Genomic DNA, 16,239 nt, shown 5'->3' on the forward strand with positions numbered 1-16,239 from the left:
TTACACTTCTTTCTGTTTGTTTATTTTATCCTTAAAATGGGATATTCCCACTTCCCCAATGTCCCAAAAGTTAGTTGGGATCGGCTTGGGTTGTTTTTGCCAGAGCTGGTGTAGTTGTTTTCGGATAAGTGTTGCTTGTGTAGTTGCGTTCATATCGCCTTCTTTTAATCCGAGGCTTAATTCTACAGCTTCGGGCATGTTTGGATAATATTCTCCATGTTTCACTTGAGCAACATTTGGTGCCTTGGGTGAATGTGCTAATTCTCTGGAAAAGGCACCGTCTTTTTGTTTTAATCTTTTCATGTTGTTAATGGTTATCTCTGATATTTCTCTTAGCTCTATCTTTGAGATATTTGGTTCTATATAACTTAACAGGTCAATAGGATTGCGGATATAGCACATATCTACAGCTTCTTCTTCCCGCAGACAATGCAAGATTGTCTGGTAGATACGGTCTTGATTTGGCATCGGTATTTGATATCTCCGGTAAAAAGCATGCAGTTTAAACGTACCAGATATCCGAACATATAGGGATCCTTCCCCCCATAAACCTGTTTCCGGATCTTGCTTTTCTGCTAAATATTCGGTAAATGTCTGTACATATTTCTGTTGTTTTGCTTCATCCATTTCTGCAAAATATACGGTAGAAGAAGAAAGCAAGTCACTTCCTCTCCAGCTGTTACGCAAATCAATACTTTCCCACTTCTTGCGGTATAAAGACAATGATTTTGTGTAAGAAGGAGCCAATTGATTTTCTACAGGCAATGGATACAACGGTGATGCCCCAAGTCGCATGAGGCTATTCCGAGAATAATGAAGTGCTCGATGCACCATCACTTCATCTTTTTTCATGTTGGGATCATGATCATAAAAATAACCGGTTGCAGCATCCTGCCTCATTTGAAAAAAAGCAATCATTTTTTCTTTCATCGTTTGTGGCATATTATCTAAGAGTTGGTGCCTACGTAAAATATTGATTGCTTGAGAAGTGGACTCGATATCCGGCGTGAACCGGTCATCGAGTACAGAACTTCTTGCGTAATAAAATCCTCCGGTAAGTGGATCAAATTGTTCTAATAACCAGGGAAATACTCCGTTAAATAAACCATCCAACCTGTTACTTTCTGTCTCTAGCCAATGCGTCATGAAAACTACTCCTCTTGAATAGAATTAACCTTTTACAGAACCTAAGAGCGCACCCTTAGCAAAGTACTTCTGTAAGAATGGATACACTAATAGAACCGGAACAGTTGCAACCACGATCGTTGCCATCTTTACTGTTACTTCTGGAGGCGGAACATCTGAGTACGCTTCGGCATCATAATTCATTCCACTAGCCAATACTACAATTTGTCGTAGCAGTACCTGCACAGGCCATTTATCTGCATCTGCCAAATAAAGAATCGCATGCATATAAGTATTCCAGTAGGTTACCGCATAGAATAAGGAAATCGTCGCAATTGCGGGTAGCGAAATCGGAATGACAATCCGAAACAAAATACTAAAATCATTTGCCCCATCAATTTTGGCCGATTCTTCCAGTCCCGGCGGTAAGTTTAGGAAGAAGCTTCGTAAAATAATCATATTAAAGGCATTGATCGTTACCGGAATAACAAGCGCCCATAATGTATCTAATAAACCCGTTTGTTGTACAACTAAGAATGTCGGGATCATCCCACCGTTGAACAGAAGGGTAAACACAATTAAGAAGTTAATAACCCGACGTCCAACAAGGTCTCTACGTGATAGACCATATGCTGTTAAAGTGGAAAATAACATGCTCCACAATGTTCCCCCAACCGTTACAAGGATGGATACTCCTAAAGCTCTGAAAATTGTATTGGTGGAGAAAATATATTCATAAGCTTTTAATGAAAAATCTGTTGGAAAAAGCAAAAATTTAGTGTTTGCAACTTCTGCACTTGTCGCAAAAGAACTACCGACCACATGAATAAATGGAAGTATGGTAATCAATGCTAAAAGCGCTAATAAGAAATAGTTAAAGAAATCAAAGACCCTACTACCCGTAGAAATTCGTCGTTGTGCCATTTTTTTCACCTCACCTATTGTTTTCTGTATTAGTAAATACCTTCTTCATTCATTCTCTTCGCTAGCCAGTTAGCAAAGACAACCATCGCAAGTCCGACGCCCCCTTTAAAGAAGCCTACTGCGGTACTGTAACTGAATTGTCCTTGTTGTAAACCGGCAACATATACATACGTATCAAAAATTTCAGCTACATTACGGTTAGATGAGTTAAGTAATAAATAAACATGTTCAAAACCTAACTCTAACACATCACCTATTTTTAAAATTAAAAGTACAATAATAACGTTACGGATCGCTGGTAAAGTTATATGCCACATTTGACGGAAACGGTTTGCCCCATCCATTCTGGCAGCTTCATATAACTGTGGGTCTACCGCTGTGATTGCTGCTAAGAATATAATGGTTCCCCATCCAGCTTCCCGCCAGATGACTTGTAAAATATACATTGGCCGGAACCAATCCTCATTTAATAAGAAGTTAATATTCTGAAAGCCCAACTCCTCCAAGATAGCGTTTACAATACCGCCATCTAAAGTCAACATTACATAACTAACCGATACAATAACCACCCATGACATAAAGTGTGGTATATAGATCAGCGTTTGCACCCCTCGTTTAAAAAAGCTATGTCTTACTTCATTAAGCATAAGCGAGATAATAATCGGAATTGGAAAATAAATAAATATTTGTAGTCCAAACAAAATTATTGTATTTTTAAAGATCATCCAGAATTCAGAGCTCGCAAATAACCGACTGAAGTGTTCGAACCCTACCCATTCACTACCTGAAATCCCCAGGTATGGCTTATATTCCTGAAACGAAATAATCAATCCATACATTGGTAAATATTTATAAATAAGGAAGTAAATTAACCCTGGCAGAATCATCAAATAAATCATCTTATTTCGTTTGGTTCTTCGCCATGTTTCGGAACGTTTCATTTTTTTAATTTGTTTCGCTTCTTCTTTCGCTTCTTGTTTTGCAGTTAGTGTCGTCGTTTCCATAAGCAGAATCCTTTCTTTTAAAATTCGATTATGAATGGTTGCCTTAACAAAATCCTACGTTATAGGTTATATAACGTAAATAATCATTATCTTACGAGTTGCTATCCATGTTATTGAATAGGCTTTTCTTCATCATTTCGTTTTGAATAAGCAACTAACATAACATAATGATCATCTCCTGTTCATACACCCTTATATATAAGGGTTGGGCCCTTAAAAGATTCATTTTAAGAGCCCATTAACAAGGATCATTCAGATGCATTAAATTCTTCGATAATCGCATCTCCACCTTCAGATCTCCATTTTTCTACTTCTTTATCAAAGCCCGCTTCATCAATTTGACCAATAATATAGTTATATGTTGCGTCTGTAATCATTGCTTGAAGTCTCGAACCGTCATTTACATATGTCTCTGAATATAGTGATACCGTTGGATCCTCAATTAAATAATTTTCATTATCTTTTGTTAACTTTTCGGCTTTTTCTTTAGCATCATAGTCAAAAACAGATTCAAAACGACCGTTTGTTTCAGGCTCTCCAATCCCAATTGCCATATATGGTTTAACCTCTCTATCTGTTAATGCTTTGTCATCTGACGGCAAAGCACGACCATCTACAACCTCATAATGTTCTCCTTCAATGCCCCAATAAGAATTGTTCGCTACTTCTGCTGTCATCATTTGGTCGAAGAAATCTAAAATTTCCATCAAATCTTCTTCTGTTTTAACCGAGCTTTTCGGGAACATCACCAAACTACCATAACCAGGAATTGACCAAACTCCAAATTCACCATCCGGCCCTTCGATCTTATTCTGTACATCGAATTCTACATCAGGATTAATCGCTACTGCGTCATTGTTTAGACTAACAACGTCTCCCATTGAACCAACATACATACCTGCTGTTCCATTTTTAAGGAATTCTTGCTGGTCTGGTTTACTTGTTACTGGGAAATCTTGATTAATATAACCGTTGTCATACATTTCCTTAAAGAAATTCATTGTATCTTTATATTCATCAAACATAAACTCCGGCAATATCTTTCCATCTTTCTCACCCCAGTTATTTGGAGTACCAAACCAGGAAGCGACGGTTTTAAATGCACCGTATACCAAGTCACTACGATCTGTTAAACCAAATGTATCATCCGTACCACTTTGATTTGGATCATCTTCCGTAAAAGCTCTTGCCATCTCCATAAATTCATCTGTCGTCGTTGGAGCATCTAAACCAAGATTATCAGCCCAATCTTTGCGATAAATAAGACCTTGACTTGATAAAGGGCGTCCTTGATATAACGTATATAGATTTCCATTTACCTTCGTATTTTCTAATACGTTGTCTTTTAATTTCGACAGATTCTCAAAGTCATCCATATACTGACCAATTTCCCAGAACTGGCCATCTTCTATTGCATCACGGAATTGAATAAATGATGTTTGGTTCTTTAAAAAAACTGCTTCAGGTAGTGAATTTGTTGCAAATGCTGTATTCAATCGGTCATCATAATTGTTATCTGGTACCCATTGGATTTCAATATCTTTGTTTGTCTTATCTTCAATTACTTCTAAGATTTTATCATCTGGTACTTCTGGTGAATGCAAGTTTGCCATGATCGTAAATGAATGGTCACTTCCTGAATCACCTCCACTATCACCGCCTTCATCACTCGATGCACTATCACTACTACAACCAGCAAAAACTATAAGCGATAAAAGTAATAACGTGATTACTTTTAGTTTTTTCCTATTAATCAAATTAACCACCCTTTAGAATAATTTTGTTTTACAACAATGCGCGCTGTTTACAGGTTAATATAGTAAGCAGCTGAAAACCTTTTTTATGTAATCTTTTTTTAACCAGTTCGTGTCGTGGTTTCCATAAGCAAAATCCTCTCTTTTAAAATTCATTTATACATTGTTGCCTTAACAAAACTTTACTTTATTAGTAATATAACGTAAATAATCATTATCTTACGAGTTACCCTTCATGTTGTTGAATAGGTTTATCTTTATAATTTTGTTTAGCATAGGCAACTAACATAACATAATGATCATCTCCTGTTCATACCACCTTCAGATATGGGTTGGGCCCTTAAAATAATATTTTAAGAGCCCACTTACTAAAATCATTCGGATGCGTTATATTCTTCGATAATCGCATCTCCACCTTGAGATTTCCAGTTTTCTACTGCTTCATCAAATCCTGCTTCATCAATTTGTCCCAGAATGTAATTATAAGTTGCATCAGTAATAATTGCTTGAAGTCTAGAACCATCATTTACGAATGTTTCAGAATAAAGTGGTACAGTAGGATCTTCAATTAAATAGTTTTCATTATCTTTAAACAATTCTTCGGACTTAGCTTTCACTTCATATTCGAAGTGACCTTCATAGCGACCGTTTGATTCCGGCTCACCGATTTCAATTGCTTGGTAAGGTTTTACTTCTCGATCGAACAATGCTTGATCATCTGTTGGAAGAGCACTATCTTCTACTACCTCATAATGCTCGCCTTCAATCCCCCAGTAAGCAGTGTTCATGACTTCTGGTGACATTAACTGATCATAGAATTCTAAGATTTTAAGAAGATCTTCTTCTGTTTTAACAGAACTTTTCGGGAACATCAGTAAACTACCATAACCAGGAATTGCCCAGACACCGAATTCCCCATCCGGTCCAGCAATTTGGTTATGCACATCAAATTCCACATCAGGATTAATGGCTTCTGCATCATTCTTAAGACTGCCCACATCACCCATGGAACCTACGTACATACCTGCTGTTCCATTTTTAAAGAATTCTTGTTGATCCGTTTTACTAGTTACAGGAAAATCTTGATTAATATATTCGTTTTCATGCATTTCTCTAAAGAAGTCCATTGTTTGTTTATATTCATCGAACATAAACTCAGGCAACAGCTGACCATCTTGTTCACCCCAGTTGTTTGGAGTACCAAACCAGGAAGATACCGTTTTGAATGCACCGTAGATTAAGTCACTACGATCCGTAACACCAAATGTATCATCTTTACCATTTCCATCTGGATCATCTTCCGTAAATGCTCTAGCCATTTCCATAAATTCGTCTGTTGTAGTCGGCGCTTCTAATCCAAGGTTTTCAGCCCAATCTTTACGGTAGATTAAACCTTGTCTTGATAACGGACGACCTTGATATAATGTGTATAAGTTCCCATTTACTCTCGTATTATCAAGTACATTTTCTTTTAATTTAGACAAGTTTTCAAACTGATCTAAATATTGTCCCACTTCCCAGAACTGCTCATCTTCCATTGCATCACGGAACTGAATAAACGTTGCCTGGTTTTTCAAAAATACTGCCTCAGGTAAAGAATTGGTTGCAAATGCTGTGTTTAATCGATCTTCATAGTTATTATCTGGTACCCACTGAATTTCAAGATCTGTATTAGTTGCTCCCTCAATTTCTTCTAATACTTTTTCATTAGGTACTTCTGGTGTGTGTAAGTTTGCCATAATCGTGAATGAATACGCCTCTTCAGATTCAGCCTCTTCTCCTTCGCCATTATCTGTTTCTTCTTGAGAAGAGTCATCATCAGAAGCGGTATTATCTCCACTTTCTGTTGTACTATCACTACTACATGCAGCTAATACTACAAATAATAGTAATAAGATGATTCCCATAAGTTTTTTCCAATTACTCAAATTAACCACCCTCCAGAATCTAATTTTTGTACAACAACATCTAGCTGTGTACAATCTAATAGTAAGAAATAAAAAAGCTTTTGTATATAATCACTTCTTCATAGCCATTGAAAACGCTTACTACAAAAAGAAAAATTGAAGCTTTTTCTTTAAAAATGATCATTTTTTTGTCCAGACGAAAATAATATTAAGAAATGATTATTTTATTTGTTTTAGCTCATTAGATCCCTTATTTAATGCGGGTTTACGCTTCCTTATAAGATGATCATAGGTTGAAAGCGCTTCAAGTTACCCATTTACGGAAAGGTAATAAAAAGGTATTCTATTATCATAGTAGTATTTAACTTTTAGAATTAGGTGGGTTTTATGATGGAACTTTCAGGGGTGTGGGCAGGTTTTTATCGGATAAGTTTATGGATTACCAGGCTTGCATGGTTAAACATACTTTGGATTGCTTTTACTTTATTAGGTCTCATTTTTTTTGGTATTATGCCAGCAACGATCGCTATGTTTGCTGTCGTCCGTAAATGGGTTTTAAAAGAATATGATATACCTGTTTTTGAAACCTTCTTCAAAGAATATAAGTCTAATTTTATTCGTGCTAACCTATTTGGCTTAGTCATTTTCATTATTGGTTATGTTTTATCTGTCTTTTTAAAGTATACAGGACTGATGAACAATTCCAGTTTGTATCCGGTACTGCTTGGTGTTTTTGTATTAGCAGCATTCCTTTATGTTATGCTTGTTTTGTATATTGCTCCGGTTTATGTTCATTACCAGCTTCGTTTTTGGCAATATGTTCGATATGCGGTATCGATTGGTGCAGTGAATTTGCACTACTCCATCTGTGCTATTACACTTTTAGCCGGGATTTATTTTGCTTCTTTGAAGTTTCCTGGTATAACACTGTTTTTCAGCTTTAGTGTTAGCGCTTACGTTACGATGTTTATTGTTCACATCGGTTTTAGTCAATTGCTTAAAAAACAAAAAGAACAACTGGAAGAAACAACATTATCCGCTTCCTAGCGCTATACATCTGTTTCAAATATAACGATTAAGGAAGTATGTCTATGAAAAAATTATCTACTCAACATTATTTTAAATTAATTGCATTTTTAGTTATCTTAAGTACAGTTCCTGTTATTATTACCGGCGGATTATCTTTTTGGCAATCGTCTAAAGCTATTGTGGATTATTCTAATGATGAAAAAAAGCAAAATATTTATCAAATACAAACAAACGTAGAACAAGTACTACAGTACATCGATTTATCTACGACCTATTTTGTCCGTTCAGCTCAAACACAAGAATTTGTAAAGGAAGATATGAATGGCAGATCATTTAGTAACTTTCATAAATTAAGAAAGGATTTAAACCATTTACAAACAATTGATACTGGTATTGAAGATGTTATTCTAGTTAGTTTTGATAAGAGATGGCTAATCAATAACGATGGTTTAGTAAACCTTGATAATAAAACTTATGAACAAATAAACAAAAATTACTTAAGCATACCTGAGAAATCTGCTTGGCTAATGGAAGAAGCGGATCAGATACAATTACCAAATGCGACAAAAAAAAGCTGCTCTCATTATATTAATTTAGTGAAAAAACTGCCAATCTTATCATCTCAACCAGAGGGTCTCATATCAGTTATTGTTCCAACTTGTGAATTGACGGAAATTATGGCACAAAGTAATGATAGTGAGTCATTTATTATTTTAGATGAGAATAATCAGACAATCGCCCATAGTAATGCGGAATACACAGGTGAAGATGGGTATATACCAAAAAATTTATTTAATAAGATAGATCGTAACGAGTTAGAAGGTCAATTTGAGTATAAAATTAATGGAACAGATTTTAAAATCTCTTATCAAAGTTCTGAGTATAATGACTGGACTTATCTTTCATTAGTGAAATTAAGTGACTTGCATATGAAATCAAGCTCTATCGGTTGGTTAACGGTATTAATTGTTTCTATATTGTTAATTATTTCATTATGTATTGCCTTCATTGGCAGCAAAGTGTTATATAAACCTATCAAAAAATTAAAGAGTGTGATAGATTCTTCGAGTGAGGGTAAGGCTGTATCAGAAAATGCCACTAATGAATTTGATTTAATCGAGACACATATCGAAAAAATATTAAATCAAAATCATTTGTTAGAAAGGCGTGTTCAAAGTCAGGTTACACAATTAAAACAACTTTTCATGATCCGATTATTACAAGGGAAAGTAACAAGTAGCGAACTGCCGCTTAAAGTGAAATCTTTTAATTATAATCAGGATTGGACCGGATTAACGATTTTTTCATTAAAATTAGATGAAATAGATCAGGATAAATTCAATAAAAATGACCAGGATCTGATTCTTTTTGCAATCAACAATTTAATTGAGGATCTGATTCCAAGTCAGGAGCGATTTACTCCAGTAGTAATTAATGATTCTCAATCCACTCTCATTATAACGAAATGCGACAATGAAGCGGACTATACACATATAATAAATCAGAAGGTTAAAATAATCCAAACCAAAGTAATGGAGTTATTTCATTTATCTGTCAGCATCGGTATCAGCAACCGTTACAAAGAATTAGAAGATTCAAATATTGCCTTTAAGGAAAGTAAGGAAGCATTAAAATATCGTCTGAAAATGGGCGAATCATCCATCATTTTCTATGAGAACCTGAATAGACGCTACTCTAGTGTTGCGCCTTATCCGACAGCAATTAAGAATAAAACTTTTGATGCGATTAAATTAAGTGATAAAGAGCAAGCAGTATCTGAGCTTTCCAAGTTTTTCGATTATCTGGACCGAAACGATATTCACCATCAACAGTTGGAAATTATCTTATCAAGGTTCTTATATGAATTATATGAATTAAAAGAGTTGCTAGGAGCAAATGTAGAAGATTTTCAATCGACAGATATGATTACGTATTATCAAAACTTAAACTCGATTGAGGCGATCCACGATTGGGTTAGCGGTCAACTTATCATTCCTCTGATTGAGAGTATTGATGCCAAAGACGATTCAAAGAATAAGAAAATCTCTGATAAAATGATTCGGATTATTCATGAGGATTATGATAAAGACATTTCACTCGATGTAATTGCTGCCGAGTTACACTATAATCCAAACTATTTAAGCAGTATCTTTCAAAAGGAAACAGGATATTCGTTTAGTGAATATTTACTTCGTTATCGTCTTAACAAAGCTAAAGAATGGCTCACGACAACTAATATGTCAGTAAAGGAGATTGCAGAGAGGCTAAAATATAATAACTCTCAGAATTTTATCCGTTCATTTAGAAGAATGGAGGAAATCACTCCAGGTAAATACCGCGCGCGATATAAAAGTAAAGAAGCATAGAAAAAGGAAAGGTTTCGTTATTTGATATAGATACCTTAATGATAAAGTAATATTTCCATCAGTTTTACGGACAAAAAAATAACCCCTAGCGCCTGGGTCACCACCGATCCTACAAGCATATGAGGGGTTATTTTTTGTTGTTTTGTTGAACCTCATAAACGCGCAACTTACTTCTATGGATCTGCTATATCAACAACACCTGTTTTTTTTAAAACTTAATTTCATTTGATTCTGTTATCTCAATATCTGAATCTTCTTTCACCTCTGAAAAACTTTCGATTTCATTTATGGTGATACTATTAATCATTCCAAAAGGACATCCAACCACAAAAATGTAATAATAATGAAATTTATACTATGTTAAAGTAGTTATCATCCACAAACAACCCTTTTTTGTAAAAAATTGTGTTAATATGTAATGAATGGGGGTATTAAATTGAATAAATCATTTAAAAAAATAAGTATTGTTTCAGACTTGCTACTTTTTTTAAGTTTTGTGGTTGGATATTGTATTTTGTATTTTTCTGGTATAGCTGTTGGAAATGGTTTTGCTCTATTATTAATAATACTTGTCTTTGGGCTAATATCTTTCTTTAGTAAAGCTGTTATTTATACATTAAATGGAGAATTACGGAAGTCGATAGCGATGTATTTTTTGTCGTTCCTCTACTTAGTACTATTTTTTGTGATCTTAGCACTTATGCTGAATAGTTAGAGACTAGATATTGCTTTTAACTATATATTATGAAGAAAGGCATCAGCGCTAGCTTTTCTACAAAATTAACTCCCTTTATATAAAAAAGGGAGTTAATAAAAATAGCATATACAAGCTTAGTTTTGGGTAGATACTATTCTATTGAAGTTCGATTAATGACAGTATTATTTTCCAGTCAGCTTACCTTAATTTTCACCAATTATAACCCTCAGTACGTTAGGGTGGTTTTCAAATGTTTTAGTTCCTGCACCGTAGCCAATTTTGTCTACTGTGATGTTTGGTATTCCGGAGAAATCATCTACGAGTGTCTTGATGATGGACGCTCCTGTAGGTGTTGTTAATTCCCCTTTTACGGCGCTTTCTTTTAATGGAATATCTTTTAATACTTCTAATGTTGCTGGTGCAGGCACAGGGTAAATCCCATGATCAATATGTATATGGCCAGAACCAACTGGTATGGAAGAAGACACTATTCGATCGATCTGTAATTCATCTATTAGTATAGCAGTACCAACTATATCAATAATCGAATCTATTGCACCTACTTCATGAAAATGCACATTATCCAAGTTCATTCCATGTATTTTTGCCTCCGCTTCACCTATCACACGGAACATTTCTAAAGACATTCTTTTCACTGCTTCGTTTAGTTCGCTACCATCAATAAGTTTAACAATGTCTTTATATTGTCGGTGATGATGGGAATGATTGTGATGATGACTATGTTCATGATGATGGTGGTGATGTTCCTCCTCATATTTCACATCAAACTTATTACTATGAATGCCGTTCTTTACGATTTTATCAGTTTTTAATTGATACTCTTTTTCTAAATGTAACGCTTTAAGTTGATTCTCCAACCACTCCAAAGAGATACCTGTATCCAATAATGCTGCAATAGTCATATCTCCGCTTATTCCAGAAAAACAGTCAAAATACAAAATTTTAGGCATGTAATTATCCTCCATTTATCGTCTCTGGTATCATTTTATCTTAAAGTAGGATCTCAAAGCAATGAAAAGAAGGACTATTCGTTTTGAATAGTCCTTCCACTTATTAATTAATCTGTAATTTGTGATTCTATTGCTTCTTGTGCTGCATCAAGTGCTTCTTGTGGTGATTCAGAACCATCACGTAATACATTATTAAGCGTATTCGTGTTCAGTTCGTTTACAACATCTGGCGTTAATGGTGTTACATTTGTAGCAGCAATTTCATCTTGAATTTCAGCTAATGTATCAAAGATATCATCGCCGAAGTATTGGAAATATTTATTATCTTCTAATACTCTCTCATCATCCCATACACTGTGACGAATTGGGTCAAAGCCTAGGATAGTCCATAATTTAACGTTACCTTCTTCAGAAAGTTTAGCATATGCCAAGAATTCTTTAGCTAATTCAGGGTGCTCAGTCTGATTGGTTACTACAGTACCTGTACCACCCATACCAGCAGAACGGTTTCCACCTTCTTCAAATGCTGGCATTGGACGAACTACTATTTTGCCTTCTAAGTCTGGCATACTATCTGTAAAACGTCCCATGTACCAAATCGGCATACTGACCGCTGCTGCACCACCATCGTTCATGTAAGAATAAAATTCTTCAGCGTGTGGTTGTGCACCTGGAGCAACTTCAGCAATTTCTGATTCTTGCATATCTAATAATAATTGTAACGCATCAACATTTTCTTGACGATTTATCGTTGGATTACCATTTTCATCGATAAAATCTGATTGTTGTTGAGATACCATCTGGAAGTATGGTAAATAATCTCCTGGGAACGAGTTATACATCATTGCATCCGTGTTATCAACAACTTGTTCACCTGCAGCCATAAAGTCATCCCAAGTAGTAATAGAATCGATATCTACACCTGCTGCATCCATTATTTCAGTATTATAATACATTACAGATGCTCCAACATGTGTTGGCATTCCATAATAGTTTCCATCCTTAGAGTAAATCTGAAAACGAGACTCAACAAATTCATCAATAATCGGTTCAACATGTTCATTCATTGGTAATAATTGTGGTTCACCTTCTAAATAGTTAGGAAAACGACCTATTTCAATATCAGCGATATCTGGCGCACCATCGTCTGATTGTAACGCTAATAATAAGTTATTATGCAATTGGTCGTATGGATAAGTTTCTACTGTTAATTTAATTGCCTTATCAGGATTTTCTTCATTCCAATTCGTTGCGGCATCTTTATAAAAATCAACGTGTTGACCTGCGAATACCCATAATGTTAATTCTGTAGCATCCTCTATATCATCTCCAACCGTTGTTACATCTTCTGCGTCTTCTGAAGAATCATCTCCTCCACCGCAAGCTACTAAGAATAAGGCTATGATTCCAAATAATACGGCTAATAAACTTTTTCTTTTCATTTTTTTACCCCCTAAAAGTTTTATGGAAAATATAGTAACCGCTTTCAGCATATTGAAAGAAATAAACGAAGTGTTCATCTTGAATACCTGTTCGTACAAGATGAAGAGTAGTGATTATCACTTCGCTTAGTTTCACTTTGTGGTTAACTATAAGATAACACTTACTACTTAATTTGTCAATAAGTTTTCTAAGTTATAATAAATAACTAATGATTAACATTTTTATTCACTTAATATTTTGAACAATAGTCCGTACATGCTTTAATTAGCTTCATCGTTATCTATTTTTACAAATACGTTAATAGATAAGTAGGCTATCACTAGACAAATTAAGCTCATCGTACAGAATAATAGCATTGTTGGTAGCGATAACGACATATATAGTAATATAAAAATTGATAACCCAATTGTTATTGTCGTTGGCATTTTTCTTAAGCCGATTATTAGAGCATTTTTAAAATATTGCTTAATGGTTGATTGATAATGCGTTAACAAAGGAAAAATCCAAAGAACTAAAATTCCGTACAAGAAAAGCACAAAATAGTAAGCAATTACGACAAATATTGGGATTTGGGCCGCTAAATGTACCAATGCAACATAATTTAAATACAAAATCACGGCCATGATGCTAAGGATAAAACCAATCATATTAGCCTTTGCAAATTCCCTTTTATATGCTTGTTTAAATGTCTGGAAAACAGATACTACTTCTTCTTTCTGAACCCATTTTCTTGCGACACTCATAGTTGCAGCAGTAGCTGGAAATACTCCAGCTACTACAACCCCTATTAGCGTAAATAATACCCATAGAAAATTGAGCCAAACTACCTGTAATATTATTTTTAAAATCCGATCCAATGAACCTACTAATTGTTGTCCAAACATCTTTGTCACATCCTAATAAAACACTTTTATCCTTTTACTCCTCCTGTTGTTAAACCAGCAACAAAGTAACGTTGGAAGAAAATAAACAAGATAATAATTGGTACGATTGTCATAACGGAACCTGCAATTAATACATCGTAGTTATTACCGTATGGCGTTAATAGGGTTGCCAGACCAATAGGTAAGGTAAACATATCGTTTGAACGTAATACGATCAATGGCCACAAGAAATTATTCCAGCTTCCAAGGCCTTGTAAAATTGCCATTGCTCCTAGTGATGGTCCCATTAATGGAAGCATAATTTTAAAGAAAATACCATATTCAGTGGCACCATCAATACGTGCTGCATCCATTAACTGTACTGGTAACCCTAATGCATATTGTCTAAAGAAGAATACTGCAATCGGTGCTACAACCATCGGTAAAATGACACCTAGATAAGAATCTACTAATTGAACTTTAATCATCATTTGGAATAGTGGTAACATTAAAATTTCAAAAGGTACCATCAAGATAAATACTACAAATGTAAAGAATAGATTTTTACCTTTAAAATCGTATACTGCTAAAGCATAACCTACCATTGATGAGAAAAATAAGGATAATACAATGGTAACAGCCGAAATAATTAGACTGTTCGTATACCATGTCCAATAACTTCCCGCTTGTGTAAAGATATAATTATAGTTATCTACATTTAGAATACTCCAATCAAATGCTAAACTAATACCTGTACGCATCAATTCTGATGAAGGTCTTAAAGATGAAATCAATAGCATAATTACTGGGAATAGAGCGATTAAACATACAATTGCCATCCCAATATTTGCAACCCATGTTAACGTTCTTTTTCTTTGTTCACTTTTCATTATTCGTCACCTCGCTTAAATGCACCTGTTAGAATTAATTGAATAAAACTAATAACGAAGATTATGAGCATTAGGATAACACCAATAGCTGCGCCGAATCCCATGTCATTTTGTTGAATACCTTGTTGATAAATGTAACCAACTACTGTTAAACCAATATTTCCAGGTGATCCCGCTTCCCAGAATACGAAACTTTCTTCAAACATTCGGAAACCGTTAATAATAGAAATAGTTACCACAAAAATTGTAACCGGTTTTAAGAAAGGCAATGTTACATACCAAAACTTTTGGAATATGGATGCACCGTCAATGTCTGCTGCTTCATACAATTCATCTGGTACATTTTGTAGTGCAGCTAAAAAGTAAAGGATATTAACCCCTAACCAACGCCATACACAAAGCATTACCATTAAGAACATCCCTGACCATGCATGGAATCGCCAGTCAACTGCTTCCATTCCTAACCAGTTTAAAAGTTGGTTAGCTGCAGCTGTATCCGTTTCCCCGAACATCAAACGAAAAATCATACCTGCTACGATTGTTGATGCTAATGTCGGCATAAATAAGGAAGCACGAAATAGCGTTTTTAGCTTCACGAGTTTCGAATCTAATATAACTGCAAAAATAATTGGTAATATGGTTAATAATATCACCGTTAGGACAACGTATATCGTTGTATTTGACAACGCTTTATAAAAGGTTGGATTAAAAACCCTTTCATAATTTTGCAATCCAATAAATTCAACTTGACCTGGTAGTACACTTTGGAAACTCATAATAATACCACGAATTGCCGGATAAACAGTTAGTATTAAGAAAGAAAGTATAAATGGTGATACAAAAACATAAGGTACAACCTTCTTGGAATTTAAGAATTTCATAAATGGGCTTGGACCTTTATTTGTATCAACTGTTTGATTTGTTGCCAATGTAACCCCTCCTCTAATGTATACGCTTTCAAGAATTAAAGCCTTCCTAAAACTCTTCTGTAGTACTAGTTGTTTCAGTAACATATTTAAATCAATAGTTACTAAAACGTACGTATAAGTGGTGTGTGATTCTATTATATATAACTGTATAAGTTTTTTCAATCTTTTTCTACAAAAAAACTAATTTTATAAACAAATACATTCAATTCAAGTCTAATTAAGATAGTTTTTTTATCAATTCTATTTATTCATCATTTAGTTATTGTTAAATAAAAAACAACTTCATTCTTTGAACTATAATATGAATAAAAAATACTAAAAACACTCTCACTTATTA

General features: G+C 34.6%; 12 protein-coding genes. 2 read left to right on the forward strand and 10 right to left on the reverse strand.

Going from position 1 to position 16,239, the window contains the following annotated elements; translation table 11 throughout:
• The 5 genes from BM121_RS06375 to BM121_RS06395 all read right to left on the reverse strand — a co-directional run bounded on the left by BM121_RS06375 (nt 1) and on the right by BM121_RS06395 (nt 6,714).
• Nucleotides 1–1,146, reverse strand: coding sequence for a hypothetical protein (locus tag BM121_RS06375; RefSeq protein ID WP_091482524.1), 1,146 nt, complete (start codon nt 1,144–1,146; stop codon nt 1–3).
• Nucleotides 1,147–1,170: 24 nt separating this feature from the next.
• Entirely contained in the window at nt 1,171–2,049 is an 879-nt protein-coding gene (locus BM121_RS06380) for a carbohydrate ABC transporter permease (protein ID WP_091482526.1), read from the reverse strand.
• Between the two features lie 29 nt (nt 2,050–2,078).
• Nucleotides 2,079–3,053 (reverse strand): ABC transporter permease, encoded by a 975-nt coding sequence (locus BM121_RS06385; protein WP_091482529.1) that lies wholly within the window; start codon nt 3,051–3,053, stop codon nt 2,079–2,081.
• A 248-nt stretch (nt 3,054–3,301) separates the two neighbouring features.
• Nucleotides 3,302–4,810, reverse strand: a complete 1,509-nt coding sequence (locus tag BM121_RS06390) for an extracellular solute-binding protein (RefSeq protein ID WP_091482531.1) — start codon at nt 4,808–4,810, stop codon at nt 3,302–3,304.
• 371 nt (nt 4,811–5,181) lie between these two features.
• Nucleotides 5,182–6,714 carry an extracellular solute-binding protein gene (locus BM121_RS06395; protein WP_425432215.1) on the reverse strand — a complete coding sequence of 511 codons (1,533 nt, stop codon included), beginning with the start codon at nt 6,712–6,714 and terminating at the stop codon, nt 5,182–5,184.
• Between the two features lie 387 nt (nt 6,715–7,101).
• Here BM121_RS06395 and BM121_RS06400 point away from each other — a divergent pair, with 387 nt between their 5' ends.
• Both BM121_RS06400 and BM121_RS06405 read left to right on the forward strand, forming a co-directional pair.
• The gene (locus BM121_RS06400) at nt 7,102–7,761 is read left to right on the forward strand and encodes a YesL family protein (protein ID WP_245780753.1); all 660 of its coding nucleotides are present in this window, start codon (nt 7,102–7,104) and stop codon (nt 7,759–7,761) included.
• Between the two features lie 44 nt (nt 7,762–7,805).
• Nucleotides 7,806–10,109 (forward strand): AraC family transcriptional regulator, encoded by a 2,304-nt coding sequence (locus BM121_RS06405; RefSeq protein ID WP_091482537.1) that lies wholly within the window; start codon nt 7,806–7,808, stop codon nt 10,107–10,109.
• Between the two features lie 900 nt (nt 10,110–11,009).
• On the opposite strand, the gene larC is transcribed toward BM121_RS06405, so the two are convergent.
• From larC to BM121_RS06435, 5 genes are all read right to left on the reverse strand, one after another.
• Nucleotides 11,010–11,777 carry a nickel pincer cofactor biosynthesis protein LarC gene (gene larC, locus BM121_RS06415; RefSeq protein ID WP_091482541.1) on the reverse strand — a complete coding sequence of 256 codons (768 nt, stop codon included), beginning with the start codon at nt 11,775–11,777 and terminating at the stop codon, nt 11,010–11,012.
• Nucleotides 11,778–11,884: 107 nt separating this feature from the next.
• Nucleotides 11,885–13,219: an ABC transporter substrate-binding protein gene (locus BM121_RS06420; RefSeq protein ID WP_091482543.1), complete on the reverse strand. Its 1,335-nt coding sequence runs from the start codon at nt 13,217–13,219 to the stop codon at nt 11,885–11,887.
• Nucleotides 13,220–13,480: 261 nt separating this feature from the next.
• Nucleotides 13,481–14,104, reverse strand: coding sequence for a YesL family protein (locus BM121_RS06425; protein WP_091482545.1), 624 nt, complete (start codon nt 14,102–14,104; stop codon nt 13,481–13,483).
• 26 nt (nt 14,105–14,130) lie between these two features.
• On the reverse strand, nt 14,131–14,973 hold the full coding sequence (locus BM121_RS06430; protein ID WP_091482547.1) for a carbohydrate ABC transporter permease: 843 nt from the start codon (nt 14,971–14,973) through the stop codon (nt 14,131–14,133).
• Complete coding sequence (locus BM121_RS06435) at nt 14,973–15,854, reverse strand: carbohydrate ABC transporter permease (protein WP_091483157.1); 882 nt, start codon at nt 15,852–15,854, stop codon at nt 14,973–14,975. Before BM121_RS06435 ends, BM121_RS06430 begins: the two co-directional genes overlap by 1 nt.
• Between the last annotated feature and the right edge of the window lie 385 nt (nt 15,855–16,239).

Source organism: Gracilibacillus orientalis, from assembly GCF_900114645.1.
GTDB classification, from domain to species: domain Bacteria; phylum Bacillota; class Bacilli; order Bacillales; family Amphibacillaceae; genus Gracilibacillus; species Gracilibacillus orientalis.

Bases quoted from the DNA above. Each gene is read 5' to 3' on its own strand.
- BM121_RS06375 (WP_091482524.1), bottom strand. From the start codon at position 1,146: ATGACGCATTGGCTAGAGACAGAAAGTAACAGGTTGGATGGTTTATTT.
- BM121_RS06380 (WP_091482526.1), bottom strand. From the start codon at position 2,049: ATGGCACAACGACGAATTTCTACGGGTAGTAGGGTCTTTGATTTCTTT.
- BM121_RS06385 (WP_091482529.1), bottom strand. From the start codon at position 3,053: ATGGAAACGACGACACTAACTGCAAAACAAGAAGCGAAAGAAGAAGCG.
- BM121_RS06395 (WP_425432215.1), bottom strand. From the start codon at position 6,714: ATGGGAATCATCTTATTACTATTATTTGTAGTATTAGCTGCATGTAGT.
- BM121_RS06400 (WP_245780753.1), top strand. From the start codon at position 7,102: ATGATGGAACTTTCAGGGGTGTGGGCAGGTTTTTATCGGATAAGTTTA.
- BM121_RS06405 (WP_091482537.1), top strand. From the start codon at position 7,806: ATGAAAAAATTATCTACTCAACATTATTTTAAATTAATTGCATTTTTA.
- larC (WP_091482541.1), bottom strand. From the start codon at position 11,777: ATGCCTAAAATTTTGTATTTTGACTGTTTTTCTGGAATAAGCGGAGAT.
- BM121_RS06420 (WP_091482543.1), bottom strand. From the start codon at position 13,219: ATGAAAAGAAAAAGTTTATTAGCCGTATTATTTGGAATCATAGCCTTA.
- BM121_RS06425 (WP_091482545.1), bottom strand. From the start codon at position 14,104: ATGTTTGGACAACAATTAGTAGGTTCATTGGATCGGATTTTAAAAATA.
- BM121_RS06430 (WP_091482547.1), bottom strand. From the start codon at position 14,973: ATGAAAAGTGAACAAAGAAAAAGAACGTTAACATGGGTTGCAAATATT.
- BM121_RS06435 (WP_091483157.1), bottom strand. From the start codon at position 15,854: ATGAAATTCTTAAATTCCAAGAAGGTTGTACCTTATGTTTTTGTATCA.